This window comes from Lewinella sp. 4G2 (assembly GCF_001625015.1).
Lineage (GTDB): Bacteria > Bacteroidota > Bacteroidia > Chitinophagales > Saprospiraceae > Neolewinella.
Genome location: NZ_LVWJ02000014.1, coordinates 3240087 through 3261492 on the forward strand (window position 1 = coordinate 3240087; position 21406 = coordinate 3261492).

At 38.2% G+C, this 21406-nt stretch carries 18 protein-coding genes; all 18 read left to right on the forward strand.

The window, feature by feature from the left end; all coding sequences use genetic code 11:
- The 18 genes from A3850_RS13450 (at position 1) to A3850_RS13545 (ending at position 21069) form a co-directional block, all read left to right on the forward strand.
- A complete protein-coding gene (locus A3850_RS13450) occupies positions 1–600 on the forward strand; it encodes a hypothetical protein (RefSeq protein ID WP_068217358.1) in 600 nt (199 codons plus the stop codon).
- Between the two features lie 452 nt (positions 601–1052).
- The gene (locus tag A3850_RS13455; RefSeq protein ID WP_068217361.1) at positions 1053–1382 is read left to right on the forward strand and encodes a DUF3024 domain-containing protein; all 330 of its coding nucleotides are present in this window, start codon (positions 1053–1055) and stop codon (positions 1380–1382) included.
- Positions 1383–1721: 339 nt separating this feature from the next.
- Complete coding sequence (locus A3850_RS13460) at positions 1722–2783, forward strand: IS630 family transposase (protein WP_068215175.1); 1062 nt, start codon at positions 1722–1724, stop codon at positions 2781–2783.
- 564 nt (positions 2784–3347) lie between these two features.
- On the forward strand, positions 3348–3968 hold the full coding sequence (locus A3850_RS13465; RefSeq protein ID WP_255360107.1) for an SMI1/KNR4 family protein: 621 nt from the start codon (positions 3348–3350) through the stop codon (positions 3966–3968).
- Between the two features lie 76 nt (positions 3969–4044).
- The gene (locus A3850_RS13470) at positions 4045–4452 is read left to right on the forward strand and encodes a hypothetical protein (protein WP_157501145.1); all 408 of its coding nucleotides are present in this window, start codon (positions 4045–4047) and stop codon (positions 4450–4452) included.
- Positions 4453–4811: 359 nt separating this feature from the next.
- Positions 4812–5666, forward strand: coding sequence for a tetratricopeptide repeat protein (locus A3850_RS13475; RefSeq protein WP_068217367.1), 855 nt, complete (start codon positions 4812–4814; stop codon positions 5664–5666).
- A gap of 571 nt (positions 5667–6237) precedes the next feature.
- Entirely contained in the window at positions 6238–7203 is a 966-nt protein-coding gene (locus A3850_RS13480; protein WP_068217370.1) for a hypothetical protein, read from the forward strand.
- A 309-nt stretch (positions 7204–7512) separates the two neighbouring features.
- On the forward strand, positions 7513–8016 hold the full coding sequence (locus A3850_RS13485; RefSeq protein ID WP_068217373.1) for a hypothetical protein: 504 nt from the start codon (positions 7513–7515) through the stop codon (positions 8014–8016).
- Positions 8013–8378: a hypothetical protein gene (locus A3850_RS13490; protein ID WP_068217378.1), complete on the forward strand. Its 366-nt coding sequence runs from the start codon at positions 8013–8015 to the stop codon at positions 8376–8378. The genes A3850_RS13485 and A3850_RS13490 overlap by 4 nt, the downstream gene beginning before the upstream one ends.
- Positions 8379–9106: 728 nt before the next feature.
- On the forward strand, positions 9107–9319 hold the full coding sequence (locus tag A3850_RS20225; RefSeq protein ID WP_157501147.1) for a hypothetical protein: 213 nt from the start codon (positions 9107–9109) through the stop codon (positions 9317–9319).
- 418 nt (positions 9320–9737) lie between these two features.
- Complete coding sequence (locus tag A3850_RS13495) at positions 9738–10919, forward strand: hypothetical protein (protein WP_068217380.1); 1182 nt, start codon at positions 9738–9740, stop codon at positions 10917–10919.
- 480 nt (positions 10920–11399) lie between these two features.
- A complete protein-coding gene (locus A3850_RS13500; protein WP_068217383.1) occupies positions 11400–11621 on the forward strand; it encodes a hypothetical protein in 222 nt (73 codons plus the stop codon).
- Positions 11618–12037 (forward strand): putative toxin-antitoxin system toxin component, PIN family, encoded by a 420-nt coding sequence (locus tag A3850_RS13505; protein WP_068217386.1) that lies wholly within the window; start codon positions 11618–11620, stop codon positions 12035–12037. Before A3850_RS13500 ends, A3850_RS13505 begins: the two co-directional genes overlap by 4 nt.
- Positions 12038–12470: 433 nt before the next feature.
- Entirely contained in the window at positions 12471–13175 is a 705-nt protein-coding gene (locus tag A3850_RS13510; protein ID WP_157501149.1) for a hypothetical protein, read from the forward strand.
- Positions 13176–15126: 1951 nt separating this feature from the next.
- Positions 15127–15450 (forward strand): hypothetical protein, encoded by a 324-nt coding sequence (locus A3850_RS13525; RefSeq protein WP_068217398.1) that lies wholly within the window; start codon positions 15127–15129, stop codon positions 15448–15450.
- A gap of 952 nt (positions 15451–16402) precedes the next feature.
- On the forward strand, positions 16403–17404 hold the full coding sequence (locus A3850_RS13530) for a hypothetical protein (RefSeq protein ID WP_068217401.1): 1002 nt from the start codon (positions 16403–16405) through the stop codon (positions 17402–17404).
- A gap of 560 nt (positions 17405–17964) precedes the next feature.
- Positions 17965–18846, forward strand: a complete 882-nt coding sequence (locus A3850_RS13535; RefSeq protein ID WP_068217405.1) for a hypothetical protein — start codon at positions 17965–17967, stop codon at positions 18844–18846.
- A 1761-nt stretch (positions 18847–20607) separates the two neighbouring features.
- Positions 20608–21069 carry an HAD domain-containing protein gene (locus A3850_RS13545; protein WP_068217411.1) on the forward strand — a complete coding sequence of 154 codons (462 nt, stop codon included), beginning with the start codon at positions 20608–20610 and terminating at the stop codon, positions 21067–21069.
- Positions 21070–21406 lie beyond the last annotated feature (337 nt).

The window sequence follows — 21406 nt, forward strand, 5'->3', positions numbered from 1 at the left end:
ATGAGCGCAAGCTTTGTCTTAAATCTTCATGCAACAACGCCACAATTTACTATAATTTTAATATTCTTTATCGGCCATTTTGTGCATGCGCAAAGTGATTCGCTCGAATTCATTCGGGCACAACTTCAAGAAGAGTTACATGATGCAAAGGCGACTGTAGACAGAATTGAGTTAGAATTAGCAAAGGTTGAGATTAAGATAAAAGACGCCAATTCAGTCGAAATACAAGAGGAAAGCGATGGGATAGTCGCTTACGTTAAAAATAGCAAAAATATAAAGTTGCTTGATAACCCTCAGTTTACAGGCACTTTGCTGACTAAGGTAAAACCAAAATCAAGGGTCTTGATACTGAATTATGTAAACGAATTTTATGAAGTGGTCTTTGAAGATTTTCATGGTTATATCATTGATTCTTATGTAAATGAAAACCCTGAGATAAAATCTTTACGACTGAAAGTCAAAAGGTCGAATTATACGCCATCACGATCACTGAGATCTACATCAACGGCGAGACATTATTACAAAGGTCCACGCGGTGGTTGCTACTACTTGACAAACTCTGGAAGTAAAGTTTACGTTAGTCGCAGTTTATGTAATTAGGCGAAGCAAAGTCACGTCTATTTTGAGAATAATTTGGGCTAGTTAGAAATTGTCTTTCATTAATCATCCGCCCAACACTGCAATCCACGTCAAGCCGCTGTCACTTTGAGTCTAGTAGGATAGGAGGGGGTCATGTCCGGCCACTGATCCGAACACTCGGATGGCCAAAAGTCCTCCGCAAGCTCCGGATTTTTGGCCATGCTCGCTTATCAGCCCAGTGGCCTTTTAGTTCCGGTTTAGTATCTTAGTGGAGTCAAGGACGCGGCCTGCGTGGGCTGTAATCGTTGGGCGAAAAAGGAAGAATTCGTAAATCCAGTCGTTGGGCGTAAAAGGATAAATACTATGACTTAGAATACGTTTGTTCATCGTCGTGTTAGGCGTAAAAGGTGTATAATAACGCATTTGATGACATTCGATGATTTAGGTGTTCGACTAAATAAAAGAGAAAGAGTATGGATAATATAAAAGAATATTTAGATCAGTACATTCATTCAATTAGGCCACCTGCCGAAATTAGGCCTAAACTCGATATTGATTACAGTATTGAGAATAATTCAGTTTATATAAATGAGGTAAGACCAAGAGACTATGAGAATTTAGCCGATTACCGTTCATATCCAAATGTAAAATTCACTTATGTCAAATCGAGAAATATCTGGAAAATCTACTGGATGAGGGCAGACTTGAAATGGCATCCGTTTACTCCAACGATAGAAGTGAATACTATTGAGGACGCTATAAAAGTATACGATGCGGATGAATATGGCTGTTTCAAAGGTTAAAACGCGAACGTTACTTGGAAGTCTCAGAGATGTGGCTCTGGTTCCGTATGCAGATCAAAACATAAGCGAATAACAATGAAGCCTAGTAAACTAGGCAATGTTTCTTATCAATTAGCAGAGGCAATTCAAAGGAAATTTCCAAATCTATATTTTGATTATGCCGGAATTATTCCTAAAATGATAGTGAATTCAGGTATGATCTGACACCAAAGAATTCTACAGTCTTTGCCCAAACTGGAGGCGATGGTGTACATTACAGTTATCTAGAAGTGACATCTGATTGCATGTTGATATACCTCTCTTGAACTGGTTTGGGACACGGGATGTTTTTAAAGGGCTATGTCGCTAATACTAACCAAGGATGAACTCGAAGCACTTCAGCTGGAACAAAACACAGCTGGGCTTTCAAAGCGGCGTTACCGCAAAGTAACGGTACTCATCATGCTGCACCAAGGCCATTCGGTTAAGACAATTGAGGCGGCACTGGGTATTGATGATAATACGATCTATCGTTACCATCGCGCCTATTACAAAGCCGGTCTGTCCGACTTTCTGGACGATAGCTATGTGGCTTACACCGGTCGGTTAACTGAGAAGCAAGAAGAAGCCTTAGCTAAGCATCTGGATGATTACCTATACCCTGATGCAAAATCCATTGCCGCCTACGTCCTCGAGCGCTTTGGGGTAGACTACAGCGTTGGCGGTATGACCGATTTGTTGCACCGACTTGGGTTCGTGTTCAAGAAGAGTAAGTCCGTGCCGGCTAAGGCTGACGAAGAAGCACAGTGTGCCTTCGTTGAGGAAGCACTACCCGCGCTTTTAGAAGAGGTAGCCACCGGTGATGCAGTTGTTTACTATGCTGATGGCTGTCATCCTACTCACAATACAAAGACGAGTCGCGGCTGGATACGCAAAGGGGAAGATTTCGAAGTGGATTGCAACAATGGTCGACAGCGAGTGAATATTAATGCGGCCGTCAATGCGCTCAAGCCGGAACATTTGGTATACGAGATTGCTGACACCATCAATGCTCAGTCTACTCAGCGTTTATGCCGCCAGTTACTACGCAAACATCCGGGCAAAAAGATCTACTTCATTTGTGACAACGCTCGCTACAATCGCAACAAGATGCTAACGGAGTGGGCGGATAGCCAACGGATCGACTTCGTTTATCTACCAACCTATTCGCCTAACCTGAACCTAATCGAGCGCCTGTGGCACTTTATGCGGGTTAAGATATTGAACTCAACTTATTACGAGAAGTCTAGTGAATTTAAATCGGCCATCGTTTCATTTCTGGGTGGGATAAAATTGTATAAGGAAGAATTACGTAGCCTACTGACTTTAAACTTCAGGACAGTAGGAGGCACTTCCGTGCATTTGTCCCAAACCTCTTCGTGATGCGTATAGTAATGACAGTTCCATGCAATTATTATGAGGATGTTAGCGAAGCAAATGTCATTTTAGCTGAAAGCCTTACCGAATTCTCAGGATCGGGATATTATAAGGGTGGTTTAGTCTGGAGCAGATTTGTTACAACTTTCAGAAAGCAGAATCGTACTATTGTGAATCTTATTTCGACGGAAACATATCTGAAGATGGTGAGACTCATTTTATTAAAAAGATAAGGGAAGCTCTTGAATATGAACACGTCAAATTCAATAAAGGAAGACTTGAATTCTTAAAGTCTAATTATTTCAGCATGCTTGAATTTAGATCTGACTATCGAAAAAGGCATAGGGAGTTGTAATCACAAGACGTTATTCGCAAGGCCGACCGCTTTATGAAAAGTAAAACTATGACAAGAGTTAGAATAATTTATAAGAAATAAAAATCCGCCCAACACTGCAATCCACGTCAAGCCGCTGTCACTTCGAGTCGAGCAGGGTAGGAGGGTAGATGCCCGGCCACTGGTCCGAACACTCGGATGTCCAAAAGTCCTCCGCAAGCTCCGGAGTTTTGGCCATGCTCGCTTATCGGTCCAGTGGCCTTTTAGTTCCTATTGACTATCTTAGTGGAGTCAAGGACGCGGCCTGCGTGGGCTGCGTTCGTTGGGCGAGAAAAGAACAACAGCTGTTATCTGAATTAACTTTACAGGATATAATATATTTCAATCTTTATCAGTTTTGGGATAGCAATAGCACAAGCAACTCAAGATTGACTAACAAGTCAATCAAAATGGCTGAACAAAAACTAGGTGTAGATCTTCCTGAATTATATATAGATCTACTTAAGGTCCAAAATGGAGGATACACAAAGGGGTTTGCCTATCCTATGACTATTGAGACTTCATGGTCAAAAAATCATATTCCTCTCTACGAACTGTTTGGTATTGATTTATACCACGGGCCGGGAAATTCTTCAAATATTTTGTACTCAACCTACATGATTGAAGAATGGGGCTTACCTGAAAAACAGGTTTTGCTATCAGGTGATGGACATTGGTGGATAACGCTGGACTATCGTAAATCTACTATACCTTCTGTAAATTGGATTGATTGTGAATGTAGCGAAGACATACATGTTGCAAACAACTTCACAGATTTTATTAATGGACTAGTAAGTGAAGAGGCTTTTGCTGACTAACTTTACTGCACTTAACACTAGGCAAATAAATAGCTTTCAAATACCTACAGATAAATATATGAGAAAATTGATAGTAATGTTTACAGTACTCGTTCTCCAATTTACTAGTTGTGGAATAGAAAATTCTAGTCTCTTTGTAGATGATACAGAGGTTGAACAAAACTTGGAAAGATATAGAGGTGCTTTTGGAGCGGAGAAGTTCATAATACAGACTGGAGAAGAAATTACCGACAGCATTAGTACAACAATACTTAGGGTGACATTTCAAAATGTATCCATCAATTTGAATGATACAACTATAAGTAATCAGAGTCAAAATATAGCTAAATTACTGAAATATAATTTACAAAGAAATCGGAAATTTGATCGATTTGGTGTTATGTATAAACTTGATCCGGTTTTTGAAATTGAATTAGAAAACAGTAATAAATCTGAATATATCATATCAGAACTCTACAATGATTTTTTCAGTGACGAGTTGTAGATTGCTGTTGTACGGTTAATGATTATAACATTCGCTCAACTTTACAGCAACCAAAGTTCCTTGTCGAACAAAATTATCCGCCCAACACTGCAATCCACGTCAAGCCGCTGTCACTTCGAGTCGATTGTAGTATTACATCCAAAGCCCGGCCACTGGTCCGAACACTCGGATGTCCAAAAGTCCTCCGCAAGCTCCGGAGTTTTGGCCATGCTCGCTTATCGGTCCAGTGGCCTTTCAGTTCCGATTGATTATCTTGGTGGAGTCAAGGACGCGGCCTGCGTGGGCTGCAATCGTTGGGCGAAATCGAATAAAAAAAAATATCACAACTACTTAAGACATCAGACTGTAAAACGAACATAATGGCCAATACCTTTTTCAAGTGGGAAGAATTTGTTAGTAATTTTGGTAAGGAAATGGTATCAGCCAGTGATGTTTTTGATAGAATGGCAGAATCCGGGCTAAGAGACTTTTGTCTTGCACAATTTGACTGTCATTTCGTTTCAAATAATATCGAAAACCTTCGAGTACTGAACAAATTTTTAGTTTCACAATACGGCTATGCAACAAAATCTATAAAGGAGATAGAGTTAGGCCGGTTTGAATTGCATTGTACCTCTAATAATCTATCGATAACTAAGGAAAATTTGCTTTATTGGGCGTTAGATATGTATAGCAAAGGGTATTCACATGACTGTGTCCTTGAGGCATACGGAGCATTGTTTGATCCCAATAATCTGTCATTTCCCGACTTAAGTGAAACCAAAGAAGATTACTATTACGAAAAAGGTATAGAGTTTTACAACTTAAAAAACTATAGCGAAGCAATTATCAACTGGACTTTAGCTATAAAACTTGATCCATTGGATCCCGATCTCTATTATTGTAGAGCGATAGCAAAGAACGATCTTTACACTTGGAAAAGTGCGATGAAAGATTATGATAGAGCGATTGAACTGGCTCCTGATTTTGCAAAAGCTTTAAACAATAGGGGAGCTCTTAAAGATGAGAATAATGATTATTTGGGAGCAATAGAGGATTATAATACTGTTATCAAATTATCTAATGCTTCGGTTAAGGACAAGCAAATGGCCTTCTTTAACAAAGGCAATACTAAGCTTAAAATTAATGATCGGGTAGGAGCATGTCAAGATTGGAACACAGCTTACGGTCTCGGAGCAACCTATGCACTAAGCAGGATCAGAGAGCATTGTTAGAAATAGATTACTCAAACCAGGAACTGATAACTATTTGAGGGTTCTGTAGTGGAGCTAACCATACGCAATCTTGGTTCATTAAAAATTAAAAATGAATTATCCGCCCAACACTGCAATCCACGTCAAGCCGCTGCCACTTCGAGTCCAATGCTCTATTACGTCCAAAGCCCGGCCACTGGTCCGCACACTCGGATGTCCAAAAGTCCTCCGCAGGCTCCGGAGTTTTGGCCATGCTCGCTTATCAGCCCAGCGGCCTTTTAGTTCCGATTGATTATCTTAGTGGAGTCAAGGACGCGGCCTGCGTGGGCTGCAATCGTTGGGCGAGAAAGAACAAAAACTATAACTTAGAATACGTTCGGTCATCGTCATGTTGGGCGCAAAAGAATAAATACTATGACTTAGAATACGTTCGATCATCGTCGTGTTGAACAAAGAGTTAAGAATATTAGATATTGAATAGCGTTGGTTATTTGTTGAATTAAATTTATGCGACGTAGGCTAAAAAACTCTTAAAACTAGGGTATAACTACTGATGTTTAAACTACTTTGTAATGTAAAAATTTCTTAACCTATGACAACTGGTCAGGAGAAGGCAAAGATTCTATCTAAAATTTGGAAAAAAAATAAGAAAAAAAAGAGAAAGTGTCTGGCTCCCGAATGCTATGCAACCGCAATTAATTCTCACTTGTTGCAGAAGAAGGGCATACTATCTCAACTTCAGAAAGATGGTAAGATTTCAGTACTTGGCCATAATTCATTCTTTAGTTTGAAGAACTTTCTAAAGATTGAGACCGTAGGATTGAATGCTGCAATGTCTTTGAATCTATTTTGTAGTTATCACGACGACGATCTTTTTTCTGAGGTCGAGAAGAGGGACTTTAATGAGTATGAGTATCAAACGCAATTGCTCTTTAGTTACAGGTCAGTTTGCTGTGAATTACGTAAGAAGCAGATTCAGTTTGAAAATACGAGTGAAGTCTGCAGAAATGAGAGGATGACGCAGTTGTCAAATGAGGATGCGTTGAATAATATGATTGTATTAAGCACAGGATTTCAAATGGGAATAAGAGATTTATTGATTTTCAAAAGCGCACTTGAACGAGATCTATATTACGATGAGGAAGATAGTTTTCAGTTCTATACATACACTTTCAACAAACTTGGAGTTTGCTGTTCTGCCTTTTTTTCACCAACAAATATTTACACTGATCCTATTCAATTTGATCCTTTTGATGGAATAATTGTGAATGTATTCCCGCACAACAATAAAACAACTATAATAATAGGTTATCATAAATCATTTAACTCTCCATGGATAACTGATTATTGTAATAAGTTTGGTCACATGACAGAACTGGATTTTGAATATGCGATTTCAAATCTATTGATTAAGCGTTGCGAAACATGGGCAATGTCACCTTATTTGCTTCAGAGTATGAGTGAAAAAAAGAAACAACAATTGTTGACAGAGTTTAAGAAAGATGTGATGAATTTAGAAGAGAATATGAAAAGTTCTATAAATATCTTTAAAAACTAAAATCATCCGCCCAACACTGCAATCCACGTCAAGCCGCTGTTACTTCGAGTCGATTGCAGCATTACTTCCAAAGCTCGGCCACTGGTCCGAACACTCGGATGGCCAAAAGTCCTCCGCAAGCTCCGGAGTTTTGGCCATGCTCGCTTATCGGCCCAGTGGCCTTTTAGTTCCGATTGATTATCTTAGTAGAGTCAATGACGCGGCCTGCGTGGGCTGCGTTCGTTGGGCGAAACAAAAAAATAGAGCATCACAGTGAAAAAGTTAGTAAAATTTTACGGCTTGCTTTCTTGAAAATACATTCATCAGATTATGTTTAATATAGATATAGATATAGATGAAGCTTACTGGGGAAGTTGGGCTTCGATAGTTGGATTACTAATTACAATAATTTCATTTGTCGTTATCATTTTTGTTGACCGCAAATTGAAAAAGCTTAAGAAGAATGTAATGCATAAAACTAGTATTGATCAAATTTACAAAGAGATTAAGAAATTGACATCGAAAGTCAGTAAGCACATTCAAGATCCCGAAAATAGCTTTATGAATTTGATTGAAGACTGTAAATACTTAGATGTTGCTTTAACAAATTTGATAGAGGTTTCTGATGCCAACGTTATTATTCACTCCAAAAAGTTAAAAGAGAGATGTAAATTTATTTCCAAATTATCCTATTCTGAAACGCCTATATATAAATTTTATGTGTTCAAAGCAAGTGTCAATGAAAATGAGCTTTGGGATTTTTATACTGATCTGAGTAGTAATAATAAGCGAATCGAAACCTATATTGCAAACAAAAAAATCATGCCACTATGAATACCGAAGATCAAATAACAAGATTTGTAGTAAGGTTAAACAAAGAAACTGCCTCCAACGAAATTGCTTGGACTAGATACAACGGAAAGTATGTAATTCCAGACGAAGAGGAAGTTGTGGGGACTCCTTATTTGATTGATTACCACAATAAACGGTTTATGCTATATCAGTTACGTGGTAAGCATTATACAGATGAAGAAACATTCTCCTACTATACTGGATATGGATTAGACATGGTTGACAACAATTGTCTTAGAATAAGACAGGTTACTTATGAATCGGCTGTAGCAGATTTATTTGATACAGTTACTTTAAAACAATCGGGTTTAGAGGACTTTTTAGATGAACTATTTTCAGAGTAATTATTAGGTCTTAAAATATATAATTCGGATTAAATATGATTCAAAAAATAATCAAAGTTGATGGAAAAACGTTGTCTGTCCCAAATTATATAATTGACATTTCTGTATATAGGAAATGGCTCTTTGCTAAAGCGACAAATCATCGAAATAGAGACTTGAATCGAGGACTAGACCCACACATTAGTTTAGCTGATTACAGATCAGGTATACATAAAGCTATAATCGAGTGTAAAGGAAACGATTTTATAACGGCGAAAAATTAGATTGGAGCCTATTAAATCAGTACGATAATGAGATATCAACTGGTCGTAAGGCATCGTACAGAAAAGAACTTTATATGAAACCGACAGTAGATCATACGTATAACTCTTTGGATGCTACAGATTTTTGTATTTGTATCTGGAAAATGAATGATGCAAAAAGTGATTTAAACTTTGAAGACTTCATATAATTATGTAACTCAGTAATCGATTATAATAGAACATAAAATTCGCCCTACACTGCAATCCACGTCAAGCCGCTGTAACTTCGGGTTCAGCCCTTTATTACGGTTCATGCCCGGCCACTGGTCCGACCACTCGGATGTCCAAAAGTCCTCCGCAAGCTCCGGAGTTTTGGCCATGCTCGCTTTTCGGCCCAGTGGCCTTTCACTTTCGGTTTAGTATCTTAGTGGAGTTAAGGACGCGGCCTGCGTGGGCTGCAATCGTTGGGCGCAATCAAAATAGAATATGAATAGAATAATTGAAAATAGTTTAAAGGAAATTTCAATTAGAGGTAGAATGGCACTAGGTATAAAGTGCTTGGAAATAGTATTAGATAAGAATAACCTCATTCACAAAAAAGATATTAAAGAATTACTTACAGTTTTGTGGGGATTCATAAGTTCAGAAAGGTTGGACTTATGGAGTGAAGAGATAATTGATTACGACCCAAGCCATTAAGGCTCCTTAAGAAATAAAATTATTCGCCCAACACTGCAATCCACGTCAAGCCGCTGTCACTTCGAGTCGATTGTAGTATCACAACCAAAGCCCGGCCACTAGCCCGCACACTCGGATGTCCAAAAGTCCTCCGCAAGCTCCGGAGTTTTGGCCATGCTCGCTTATCGGCCCAGTGGCCTTTTAGTTCCGATTGAGTATCTTAGTGGAGTCTAGGACGCGGCCTGCGTGGCTGCAATCGTTGGGCGAAACAAATAAATACTGTGCCTTGCAATACGGTCGTTCATCGTCGTATTGGGTGCAAAAAATATTAATGGGAGATGAAATTTGTTGATCTTTGTGTCGTTTACAATAAAAAAACTGAGTAGTTATGTTTTGGATCTAAAATACTGCACCAGTACTAATAATTTAAATTGGACAAATGAAAGAAACCTATTCTGTCATTGAAAGTAATTTTAGAAGGTCAAGGATTATAATTAATATTGTCGGATCATTTCTGGCTATAAGCTTTTTCCTTTACACTATCTATCTTGGTTGTTTTAATGAGAATAGCAAGTTGGCTGGACTTATAGTTTTAACATTCATGGCCGCGGCAATCATATATTTAGCTGTTCAAAACATCTTATATGTTATTCGATCGCAAATAAGAATAGATAATAAAGGCATAATAATTACTGGAAGAAATACTCAAAGAGAGATTTCTTTGAAAGACATAAGAGGATTTAGCCATGAAAAATACAGCCTGAAAATCTCGACTAGAGACAAAGTGAATGATTTTGAAATTTCTGTTTACTTTGAAAAATTTAATGAGATATTGGAATGGTTCGAATTGAACTATGTAAATGAGAAAAATGAACGATTTAAGCAAGAACAAAATGAAATAAGAAATAATATTATTTATGGTTCGAACTCTTATGAGCGTGAATACAATTTGCAACGAGCAGTGCGAGTAGGTAAAGTCTTTAATATAATTTCAGTATTACTGTCTTTAATCGTCCTATTTTATCCTAAGCCATATAATGTTGTTTTTTTGTTAGGTGTCCTTCTATTAATAGTGGGATATGGTTTAATTATATCTTCAAAAGGATTGATTCGACTAGATACTACAGAAGGTCAAGCTTATCCATCTATTATCATTGGTATCTATACTTTAGTTACTTGTCTCTTTCTTCGGTCATTTTTAGATTTTGATATTTATGGATATATGCCTTTAATTACTTACATGTTGGCCTTGTCGGTCGTGTTTACAGCAATAGTATACTTGGTAGATTGGAGGTCTACAACTCTGAGGCCATCAAGTGTTTCAGTTTTCAGTTATACTATTGGCTCACTAATGCTTTCATATGCGATTTTAATACATTTAAATTGTTACTATGATTCATATGCTTCTGAAGTAAATACAATTGAGATTATTGAGAAAAATAAATCTTCTGGAAGTGATCCTTCTTACTACTTACTAGTAAAGGAAGAGGATTTTGACGATGACGTTGATAGATTTAGTGTTAATGAACGTTTGTATAATAGGATATCCATTTCTGATTCTATTACAGTACTTAAGCATTCAGGTCTCTTATCCATACCATGGATTACAATTTCGGAATAAACATTTGATGAGGTCCAAAATCCGCACACTTTCATAGCCATTACGGCTCCTTAACGTTTAAAATTATTCGCCCAACACTGCAATCCACGTCAAGCCGCTGCCACTTCGAGTCGATGTCTCTATTACGTCCAGAGTCCGGCCACTGGTCCGAACACTCGGATGTCCAAAAGTCCTCCGCAGGCTCCGGAGTTTTGGCCATGCTCGCTTATCGGCCCAGTGGCCTTTTAGTTCCGATTGACTATCTTAGTGGAGTTAATGACGCGGCCTGCGTGGGCTGCAATCGTTGGGCGAAACAGAATAAATACTATGACTTAGAATACGTTCGTTCTTGGTCGTGTTGGGCCAGAAAGAAACAAACACTATGCCTCAGAGGACGTTCGTTCACTGTTGTGTTAGGCGGAAAATGTACAGACTCCTGACAGGCGAAACTTAAAAATAGCCTAACCTGTTACTATCGATTAGAAGACAAAAGATGTCAAAATGGTACTAGAATCACCACTAACTAACGTACAGCTTGAACTGATGAAGATGTTTAGTCATGATCTTGATGATGATGACCTGATCTCTCTTAAACGGACTTTGGCAAATTTCTTTGCTGAGAAAGCCAGCGCTGAGATGGATAGGCTTTGGAAGGAGAAAAACTGGTCTGATCAAACTATGGAGAACTGGCTAGAAGGAGATAAGGAATTCAGCGAGCAGTGAGAGTTGTATTAGATACAAATAGCCTGATCGTTTCAATTGGTCGAAAATCTAAATTCCGTCCAATATTTGATTCACTTCTCCACGGTCAAATCACTTTGGTCGTTTCTAATGATGTTCTTTCCGAATACGTTGAAATACTAGAGCAAAGAACAAATGCAATAGTTGCAGAAAACATTGGTAACTACTTGATGAGGTCGCCTGACGTGAATAAGATTGAAATATATTTTAAATGGGCCGCAATATACGCGGATGCAGATGATAACAAATTTGTCGATTGTGCACTCAATGGAAATGCTCAATTCATTGTGACTGATGACAAGCACTTTAATGTTTTGAAGGAAACTGAATTCCCAAAGATGAAAGTCATCAGAACCAGAGACTTTTTGAATATGATTAGTGAGCAGGATGGATTATAGGCAGGGCTTCATCACGATCATCTATTACCGATGGAGTGTTGAGTAATCGAATCTAGATAACTAGGCTTCTTAACCAGCAAACATATACGGATATTCAAATCTATATGGGTGAGTAGATCTATGATTGGTTAATTAATAAAATCCGCCCAACACTGCAATCCACGTCAAGCCGCTGCCACTTTGAGTAGATGTCTCTATTACGTCCAGAGTCCGGCCACTGGTCCGAACACTCGGATGTCCAAAAGTCCTCCGCAGGCTCCGGAGTTTTGGACATGCTCGCTTATCGGCCCAGTGGCCTTTTAGTTCCGATTGACTATCTTAGTGGAGTTAATGACGCGGCCTGCGTGGGCTGCAATCGTTGGGCGTAACGAATAAATACTATTACTTGGAATACGTCCGCTCATCGTTATGTCGGGCGCCACAAAGAATAAAAATGAAATCGAAAGTCTTCTCAAACAAAAAATTGATTGGAACATCAGAATTGCAAATGACTGATGAAAGTTTGGGAGTAGTTTCGGGTAAATTAATTCCCAATAAAAATTATGAAGAAATTCGAAATGCGATTTGGAGTATTAATAGCTCGAGTTCAACTAAGAAATTCAATGAATTTAATCGACTTAGAATAAATTGCCAACTCGAAAATGAAGTTTTTTTGTTTCCATTAAGTGGATTTTTAATAAGGGATTTAGAAGAATTGCCAAATGAAGAATTAGAATTCCAAGCGGTAGGAAATTATAGACATGTGATTGAAGATAACTTCTTGGTAAATCCTCCAAAGGAGCGAATATTTGAGCCGTGGGAGTTTATAACGATTGAACAAAAAATATCTTATGAAGATGAACTGTTAAAAGAAATAGGAATAGGAAATCCAAAAGGAATTTTGAATTTCTTAAACTCGAAAAGCCATAAATTGAGTAAGTATTCATTTAATGCTATGGCAAAATCGTCAAGAAACGATGATGTGTTGTTCACGGTAAATGAGAAAGGAGAAAATAAATTTGAATATGCGGTAGTTCATTTGACGTGGAAAAGTAAATTTGAAGAGAATGATAATTATCCAATCGCAGAATTTTTTGAAGATTTCGACCATTTTTTGAATTATAGAATGTATCCAGATAAAAGAGATTGGGAAGAATAATTAGCGAATTATAAGGAAGACATCGAACGCACATCACATCGCTGACCATGAGGATAGCTTTAATCTGACAAAGGGGAATGTCATCTATGAAGAACTAAAAATTCTAGTTGATTCAAAAGTAGTCCATGAGAATAAATAAATCATCCGCCCAACACTGCAATCCACGTCAAGCCGCTGTTACTTCAAGTCGAGCAGGGTAGAAGGGTTGAAGCTCGGCCACTGGTCCGAACACTCGGATGGCCAAAAGTCCTCCGCAAGCTCCGGAGTTTTGGCCATGCTCGCTTATCGGCCCAGTGGCCTTTCAGTTCCGATTGAGTATCTTAGTGGAGTTAAGGACGCGGCCTGCGTGGGCTGCAATCGTTGGGCGTAACAGAATAAATACTATGACTTAGAATACGTTCGATCATCGTCACGTTGGGCGAGAAAGAACAAATACTTTGACTTAGAATACGTTCGTTCATAGTCTTGTGGGGCAAAACATAAAATCCGGTACAGATTCTTAAATTGAGCCATTATATTTGAAAATTACGTTGCAGGTAGCTTATTTTGAGCGCGCGAGAATAAAGATAGAAATGATCGTAAAATGATGTTTTAAAGTTTCTAATAGATTTTCGTCTATATACTAGAATGAATCCACTTAAACTGAATGACTATGGGAATGACCACTTACTTGTATGGTGTAATTGAAGAATACGGTTTAAACCACCACCGAAGCGAAGAAATCTATTTACATAATGAACGAATTATAGCTGGGTTACCAGAGACGGATTCATGGCCACCACTATCCAAGAACATGTTTTCGATCACGAAAATGTTGAGGAGGAAATTGGTTCTAATTACGAATACTATGGCCGACTCATCCATTTTGGAGGTTGCTTCAAATCGATTGAATATGAATGGCCTGAGTGGAAAGAAAAGTCCGAATACTTACTTAAGGACTTATATTGGTGAAGTGCCACTGTTCATTTCAAGACAGAATACTCTGAAGTGATTTCGTTTAATTGGAGAATTGATTTAAAAAAGTGGAATGTAAAAGAAGGACCATTGTTGCCAATAAATGAGAGTTTTTGGGAATTTAAAAATGAGTCTGAGTGGTTATAGTACACTTCGTACGACTTTGCGCCAACGGCAATTCTGAAGTCATTCAAACTAGTTTTAGATTCAGAACAGGAAGAGGCTAACCGGTTATGAAGAAAAAAGGTATTCCTATTTACGAACAGTTTACGTGGCAAGGATTTATTCATCTTTGTAAGTATAGTGCGTTGTATACCTTAGCATTAATTATTCCAGCGATTAGTATTATAGTTGATTTTGAGATTCACAGAAAGGTTGGTGTTCTTAATTTGGTGTTTATCATATACGGTTCAGTTTGGATGCTAGTCTTTTTCACTGATTGCTTAATACCGAAATTGAGAGGAGAAAAATAATTCGCTCAACTTTACAGTCATCACGGCCTCCTAAAGAATAAAATTATCCGCCCAACACTGCAATCCACGTCAAGCCGCTGTCACTTCGAGTCGAGCAGGGTAGGAGGGTAGATGCCCGGCCACTGGTCCAAACACTCGGATGGCCAAAAGTCCTCCGCAAGCTCCGGAGTTTTGGCCATGCTCGCTTATCGGCCCAGTGGCCTTTTAGTGTCGATTGAGTATCTTAGTGGAATCAAGGACGCGGCCTGCGTGGGCTGCAATCGTTGAGCGTAACAGAATGAAAATTATGACTTATAATACGTTCGTTCATCTTAGTGTTGGGCGAAACAGAATAAATACTATGACTTAGAATACGTTCATTCATCATAATATTAGTCGTAAAAGAATAAATAATATTGCTTAGAATACGTTCGTTCATCATCGTGTTGGCCGAGAATGAATAATACTACGCATGGATTGACGCTCGTTGATCTTTGTGTTAGGCGGGAATAGGTATAACTGATACATGAATAAAACTTTAAGTGATGACATCCAAAATGATATATTCATGCTTCGAAGGATTGTATGATAAATTCGACTGGCCAATTATTGAAAATAAATCCGAATATGTCCATATCGGAAACTCATCTGAAAGAGATTTAAATAAAATATCACTCGCATTATCTCATTTTATTGGAGAATATTTGTTTGTAGTATTGAACAGGAACACTTCATGTAAAACAAAAAATAGTCTAAGCGATGTAAATAATTTTATTATGGATAATGAAAATATGGTTTTTGTTGAAATCACATGGAAATTATGCTTAGAAATAAAAGGTGAGGTTATGAGAGTGGGATATTTAAAATGAGAAGCGTACAAGATCGCAGCCGAATTTACTTGAGCGAGTCACAGGTAAACTAGGCTTTAAGATATTAATCGAGAATTTGTAGAATCTATTGATATACAATTGATATCTGCTTATGGTAAAACCATATGGAAAACGCACTCAAGTCTAATAGTACAAACGTGCAGAAGTAGATGTGTTGAAATTCAAAACTTTTGATCGTTCATAGGAGGACGCAATATTCCAACTTGCATTTTAGGATTAATAATTTTGCTGAAGGCCGGAACCTTTATTCATAATCATCCGCCCAACACTGCAATCCACGTCAAGCCGCTGTCACTTCGAGTCAAGCAGGGTAGAAGGGTGCAAGCCCGGCCACTGGTCCGAACACTCGGATGGCCAAAAGTCCTCCGCAGGCTCCGGAGTTTTGGCCATGCTCGCTTATCGGCCCAGTGGCCTTTTAGTTCCGATTGAGTATCTTAGTGGAGTCAAGGACGCGGCCTGCGTGGGCTGCAATCGTTGGGCGTAAAAGAATAAATATAATGACTTAGAATACGTTCGTTCATCGTCCTGTTGGGCGCGAAAGAACAAATACTATGACTTAGAATACGTTCGTTCATCGTCGTGTTGGGCGCGAAAGAATAAATACTGTGACTTAGAATACGTTCGTTCATCGTCGTGTTGAGCGGAACAGAATAAAGTAAAACGCTCGATGACGTAAATTGATCCATGTGAGTCGAAGAGGCGCCATACATAAACACCTCGGGATATTCGGTTTTGTGAACTTTAGTTGTTGTCGAATATAGCTAAAACATATAGTGACATTTGTTGATGAAGTTGATGAAGATTAATCTAGGTCAACGGTATGTTGTGTCCAAGAATTGTGGACATTTGAAATTAGAATACCATTGATGTACAGCAACCTGAACCTACAATTTATTTCGTAGATAGGCGTTTAGATAGAAACAAATTAATTATGATATATAAAGTGATCCTATCTATAATTTTGCATTTTGTAAGCATAGGGCTTTACGCACAGACCATAGTTCTACCACAAGTATTTACTATTAAAAATAATATTGATACGATAATTATTACGGAATATGGTACCCAAGTGAAGATTGAGAGGAACTCTATCGAAACATCTGATACTTCGATGAATCTTGTAGATGAATACAGTATTCACATACGAGAAGTTATTGATAATCTAGGCGCGGTTGTAAATCAAGTATCGACAAATAGCAATCGAGGGATCCTTATATCCGATGGCATGTTATACATTACGGCTTATGTAGGCGATCAAGAACTTGAATTGAGATCGGATCGAAAAATTGAAATTAGAACACCAGTTAGTGCTGGCAATTTTGATATGGGATTGTACTCTATTTCATCAACTGACGAGTGGACTAAAATGACAAGTGAAATCTCTCTTGATACCTGTCCTTCTTTTATTATGACCGTGTTGACATACGATTCTATAGTTGATAAAAATTCCTATCGCGTATGGCAAAAGAAAAACAACAGGGTCGATGGACTGTTTGGAGGAACAAACCGACCTAGACAGCAAGTTTATACTATACCTATCCCATACGACACAGTGTGGAATTGTGATAACAATGAATTATCTTACTATAATTTTAATATTCAAGATTTTGGTTGGTACAACATCGATAAGCTTGCCAAAATTAGAAAGCCAAGAAGTATGTCAGTTGTTTGTAGAGAAGGAATGAGAGTAATCGCACTTGTAGATAAGAAAAATATAGTAATTAGGTTTCATGAAAGTAAACGCGGAGTATACCACTTGTCAAATTACCCATCTACATTAGGATCGACGGTGATTAGTTACAAAACTGTAGAAGATGACAAGGTTTTGTTTAGTGTTTATTCCATGAAAAAATTTAGATCTAGATTGAATATGCCGGAACCAAATGTGGTATCTAATGCTGAATTTAGGAAAATAATTAGACAATTACATTAAGAATATTATTTAGAGATAAACACTAACTTCTATACTCTGTACAGCACCTCAAGATATATGGAAGACGCTACTTGACTTTATTAACTCAACTCGTTAATAATTAATATAATCCGCCCAACACTGCAATCCACGTCAAGCCGCTGTTACTTCGGGTCGAAGGCTCTATCATGTCCAATGCCCGGCCACTGGTCCGAACACTCGGATGGCCAAAAGTCCTCCGCAGGCTCCGGAGTTTTGGCCATGCTCGCTTATCGTCCCAGTGGCCTTTCAGTTCCGGTTTAGTATCTTAGTGGAGTCATGGACGCGGCCTGCGTGGGCTGCGTTCGTTGGGCGTAACGAATAAATACTATGACTTAGAATACGTTCCTTCATCGTCTTGTTGGGCGTAACAGAATAATTACTATGACTTAGAATACGTTCGATCATCGTCACGTTGGGCGTAAAGGAACAAATAAAAAGGAATAGATGCTGTTCACTGATTATCGTATCCGGCGATTCAAAGTGACAATGAAAATTTCGCAACTTACCTTGTTTCAGGTAGCGAATTTCAAATCTTGATTATGAACAAGTATGATTATACATGTGATGGTTGCGGAAGGGAGCATGCTTATTTGACAGGTCGAATTACTCAAGGTTCACCAACCGATATTCTTCAAAATAAAGAGAATTTTATTGATAACCCCCACTCTTCAATTCACATAGTGAATAAGGAAAGAGTATACATTAATGGAATAATTCCGCTGTACACACCGGAATTAGGTGATGAATTAGAATTAGATAACTGGTGTGTTATCAGTTATGATAGTTGGAATGAGGCTATAAAAAATAAAAGTTCTATTGAAGGGCGATTATTGTATAAAGATGATTTATTTCATATTAAGGCCAACACAAATTTCAAAATTGGTTATGATGAAGAAAGAGATGAATTCTTATTTTTTACTGATCAAGAATCATCTGACCTGTATAGATGGCAATCGACTGGTTTAACAACAAAAGAAATCAAAAGTCTATTTTCTTCCTTTTATCACAAACTAGAAGATGAAGATACAAGAGATCAGTACACCTACGATATTAAAGAAGCGATAGAGTTTCTTCTAGATAATCAAGGAATTTCATACGTGCATGCCCTACTTAATGATGAGATTATATTTCAGTTGATCGACTCTTCTGGGCTAGAAAAACCTTCATCAAAGATTATTGGAATAGGAATTGATATTCCCATCGATACAACTGATACAATAACAGATTACAAGATTTTAAACTTTAGTCGATTATCAACTTTTAATGTCCATTACATTGAAGGAATCAAATTGTACCAGTATGATTATGTTGATGATATAGGAAAACTAAATAAAGATGTTTGCGACATCGTGACAGAAGTATATGGAGCTACACCAAGTGAAGTCAAGTACAGATTAAATTTCATGACCAAATTAAAATAATAAAAATCCGCCCAACACTGCAATCCACGTCAAGCCGCTGTCACTTCGTGTCTAGCAGGGTAGGAGGGTTGATGCCCGGCCACTGGTCCGCACGCTCGGATGTCCAAAAGTCCTCCGCAAGCTCCGGAGTTTTGGCCATGCTCGCTTACCGGCCCAGTGGCCTTTTAGTTTCGATTGACTATCTTAGTGGAGTTAAGGACGCGGCCTGCGTGGGCTGCAATCGTTGGGCGTAAAAGAACAAATACTGTGACTTAGAATACGTTCATTCATCGTCGTGTTGGGCGTAAAAGAATAAATATTGTGCCCTAGAATACGTTCGTTGTTCGTCGTGTTGGGCGAAATCGAATAAATACTAAGACTTAGAATACGTTCGGTCATTGTCGTATTGGGCGAGAAAGAATAAACACTATGACTTAGAATACGTTCATTCATTGTCGTGTTGGGCGCAAAAGAATAAATTTAGTCTTAAGTATTTTCTACAGTCATAATTAAGGAAATGGTGCATTAGTCTCACTTATCCTTGTGTATTAACTCAAAGGAAGAACATATGGGACTTCGAGTCATTATTTTTAAATTAAGTGCAGTCGTATATGAGTGTCAGTAGTAACTTAATTCTGCAACATAAAGGTGTAATTAAACTGGATGAACTATACAAAATTCAAAAGTCGGCAGATCGTCTAGTATCTAATTTAATTGCAAGAATCCGAGAAGCAGATCCAGATAATAGTTTTATTCTTGAACAAGGTTTGAGTGAACTTCCGAATCTGATTAAGGTGAAATATAGCAGGTCATACATGTTTGTAGGAGATACGGATTATATATATCATGAAAATGAAAACAGTGAGGTTGGATTTACTGAGTATTTTGAACACATGATAAATGTACACAAATGTGTATGTAATTCTTGCGGCTATCCTATGAGCACTGATATTAGATTAATATTACTTCGATTATTTCGTAAACAATCATCTATTACACAATTGCAACTATTCGAACTTGATGAGCCAGTGGTTAGGTGTAAATTTTGCACCACTAATCATTTCTTTAATGACTTTTTTCCTTTCAAGCTTGTTGGAAATTTTCAAATGCATTTACCCTCTTTTCTATTTCAATATTACGACATAGATCAGATATTCGAATTCTTTGGTGATCAGAAAGGTAATTTGTACACTGAGCATTATCGTTACGCTTAATAGAAGAGTATGATTATCATTCAAAATGAATGGCCACAAAACAGATCACAATCGTCCAACCGCGCGTACTAGAACTATACTGGCATATTTTGAAAATCAAGCCAACCCTTAACTATAATTTTATGGTTGTAAACTTTGCGAAGTTTTTATATGCTAATCTTTCAACGGGTACTGGAATTCTTGCTCTCCAAATAGCATAACTAAATGTGATTTAAATATAAATAATTATCCGCCCAACACTGCAATCCACGTCAAGCCGCTGTCACTTCGAGTCGATTGCTCTATTACGTCCAAAGCCCGGCCACTGGTCCGAACACTCGGATGGCCAAAAGTCCTCCGCAGGCTCCGGAGTTTTGGCCATGCTCGCTTATCGGCCCAGTGGCCTTTTAGTTCCAATTGACTATCTTAGTGGAGTTAAGAGCGCGGCCTGCGTGGGCTGCAATCGTTGGGCGCAACAAAAACAAGATCAGCGGAGGAGATTCAATTAGTAAAAGCAAATAATAATTGCGTATCACGAAGGCTGTTACAATCGTCAGTCGCAAGTTTGATTAAAGCCTACCAAGAAGAGATGAAACAGAATATTCTGATCCTAGATCTAGATGGAGTTTTGATAACCACACCGAGTTGGAGGCCAGATGAAATGGACACCGACGGCTATTCTAAGTTCAATGCTAAAGCTGTCGAGAATTTGAATATACTATTGGCCTATAAACAAATGGAAATATGGTTGGTCTCATCAAGGCGAGCATCAAAACCAATGGATGAGTTTAATAAAATATTTAAATCAAGGGGTATTTGCCAACCTATAGCTGGCTACGTAGCAGAATCCAATAGCATGTCTAGGATGCATGAAATCGAGAACTTTCTTGATTGCCAAAATCATAGAAATGCGTTAATACTAGACGATGACAAATCACTAAGGGATTTCAAGTTTACATATAAAGGATGCTACATCGATATTGATAATTTCAAAGGTTTTGACGAAGTAGCTCTTGCAGTTGCATTGGAACTTTGTGACACCTGGGAATGAATAACTATAGAGCTAGGGACTACCGATGTGGTTAACTAGGTCCAAAAAAGTGAAGGAACTGAAAGCTAGAAACCACCGACGCCAACTACTGAGAACCAATCTAAGAAGTAAGTATTAAGTGAACTAGCTAGGGTCGTGGAGATGGATTTAGAATGTGAGTAACTGGCTTACAAGTGAATACTTAGGATTGAGCATCTATGCCAAGATGCACACAACTTCACAGCCATAACGGCTTCTTAAAGAATAAAATTATCCGCCCAACACTGCAATCCACGTCAAGCCGCTGTCACTTCGAGTCGATCGCAGTATTACGTCCAAAGCCCGGCCACTGGTCCGA

What these genes read in the sequence shown, in the direction of transcription:
- A3850_RS13450 (WP_068217358.1), top strand. Translation starts at nt 1, where the DNA reads ATGAGCGCAAGCTTTGTCTTAAATCTTCATGCAACAACGCCACAATTT.
- A3850_RS13455 (WP_068217361.1), top strand. Translation starts at nt 1,053, where the DNA reads ATGGATAATATAAAAGAATATTTAGATCAGTACATTCATTCAATTAGG.
- A3850_RS13460 (WP_068215175.1), top strand. Translation starts at nt 1,722, where the DNA reads ATGTCGCTAATACTAACCAAGGATGAACTCGAAGCACTTCAGCTGGAA.
- A3850_RS13465 (WP_255360107.1), top strand. Translation starts at nt 3,348, where the DNA reads ATGCTCGCTTATCGGTCCAGTGGCCTTTTAGTTCCTATTGACTATCTT.
- A3850_RS13470 (WP_157501145.1), top strand. Translation starts at nt 4,045, where the DNA reads ATGTTTACAGTACTCGTTCTCCAATTTACTAGTTGTGGAATAGAAAAT.
- A3850_RS13475 (WP_068217367.1), top strand. Translation starts at nt 4,812, where the DNA reads ATGGCCAATACCTTTTTCAAGTGGGAAGAATTTGTTAGTAATTTTGGT.
- A3850_RS13480 (WP_068217370.1), top strand. Translation starts at nt 6,238, where the DNA reads ATGACAACTGGTCAGGAGAAGGCAAAGATTCTATCTAAAATTTGGAAA.
- A3850_RS13485 (WP_068217373.1), top strand. Translation starts at nt 7,513, where the DNA reads ATGTTTAATATAGATATAGATATAGATGAAGCTTACTGGGGAAGTTGG.
- A3850_RS13490 (WP_068217378.1), top strand. Translation starts at nt 8,013, where the DNA reads ATGAATACCGAAGATCAAATAACAAGATTTGTAGTAAGGTTAAACAAA.
- A3850_RS20225 (WP_157501147.1), top strand. Translation starts at nt 9,107, where the DNA reads ATGAATAGAATAATTGAAAATAGTTTAAAGGAAATTTCAATTAGAGGT.
- A3850_RS13495 (WP_068217380.1), top strand. Translation starts at nt 9,738, where the DNA reads ATGAAAGAAACCTATTCTGTCATTGAAAGTAATTTTAGAAGGTCAAGG.
- A3850_RS13500 (WP_068217383.1), top strand. Translation starts at nt 11,400, where the DNA reads ATGGTACTAGAATCACCACTAACTAACGTACAGCTTGAACTGATGAAG.
- A3850_RS13510 (WP_157501149.1), top strand. Translation starts at nt 12,471, where the DNA reads ATGAAATCGAAAGTCTTCTCAAACAAAAAATTGATTGGAACATCAGAA.
- A3850_RS13525 (WP_068217398.1), top strand. Translation starts at nt 15,127, where the DNA reads ATGACATCCAAAATGATATATTCATGCTTCGAAGGATTGTATGATAAA.
- A3850_RS13530 (WP_068217401.1), top strand. Translation starts at nt 16,403, where the DNA reads ATGATATATAAAGTGATCCTATCTATAATTTTGCATTTTGTAAGCATA.
- A3850_RS13535 (WP_068217405.1), top strand. Translation starts at nt 17,965, where the DNA reads ATGAACAAGTATGATTATACATGTGATGGTTGCGGAAGGGAGCATGCT.
- A3850_RS13545 (WP_068217411.1), top strand. Translation starts at nt 20,608, where the DNA reads ATGAAACAGAATATTCTGATCCTAGATCTAGATGGAGTTTTGATAACC.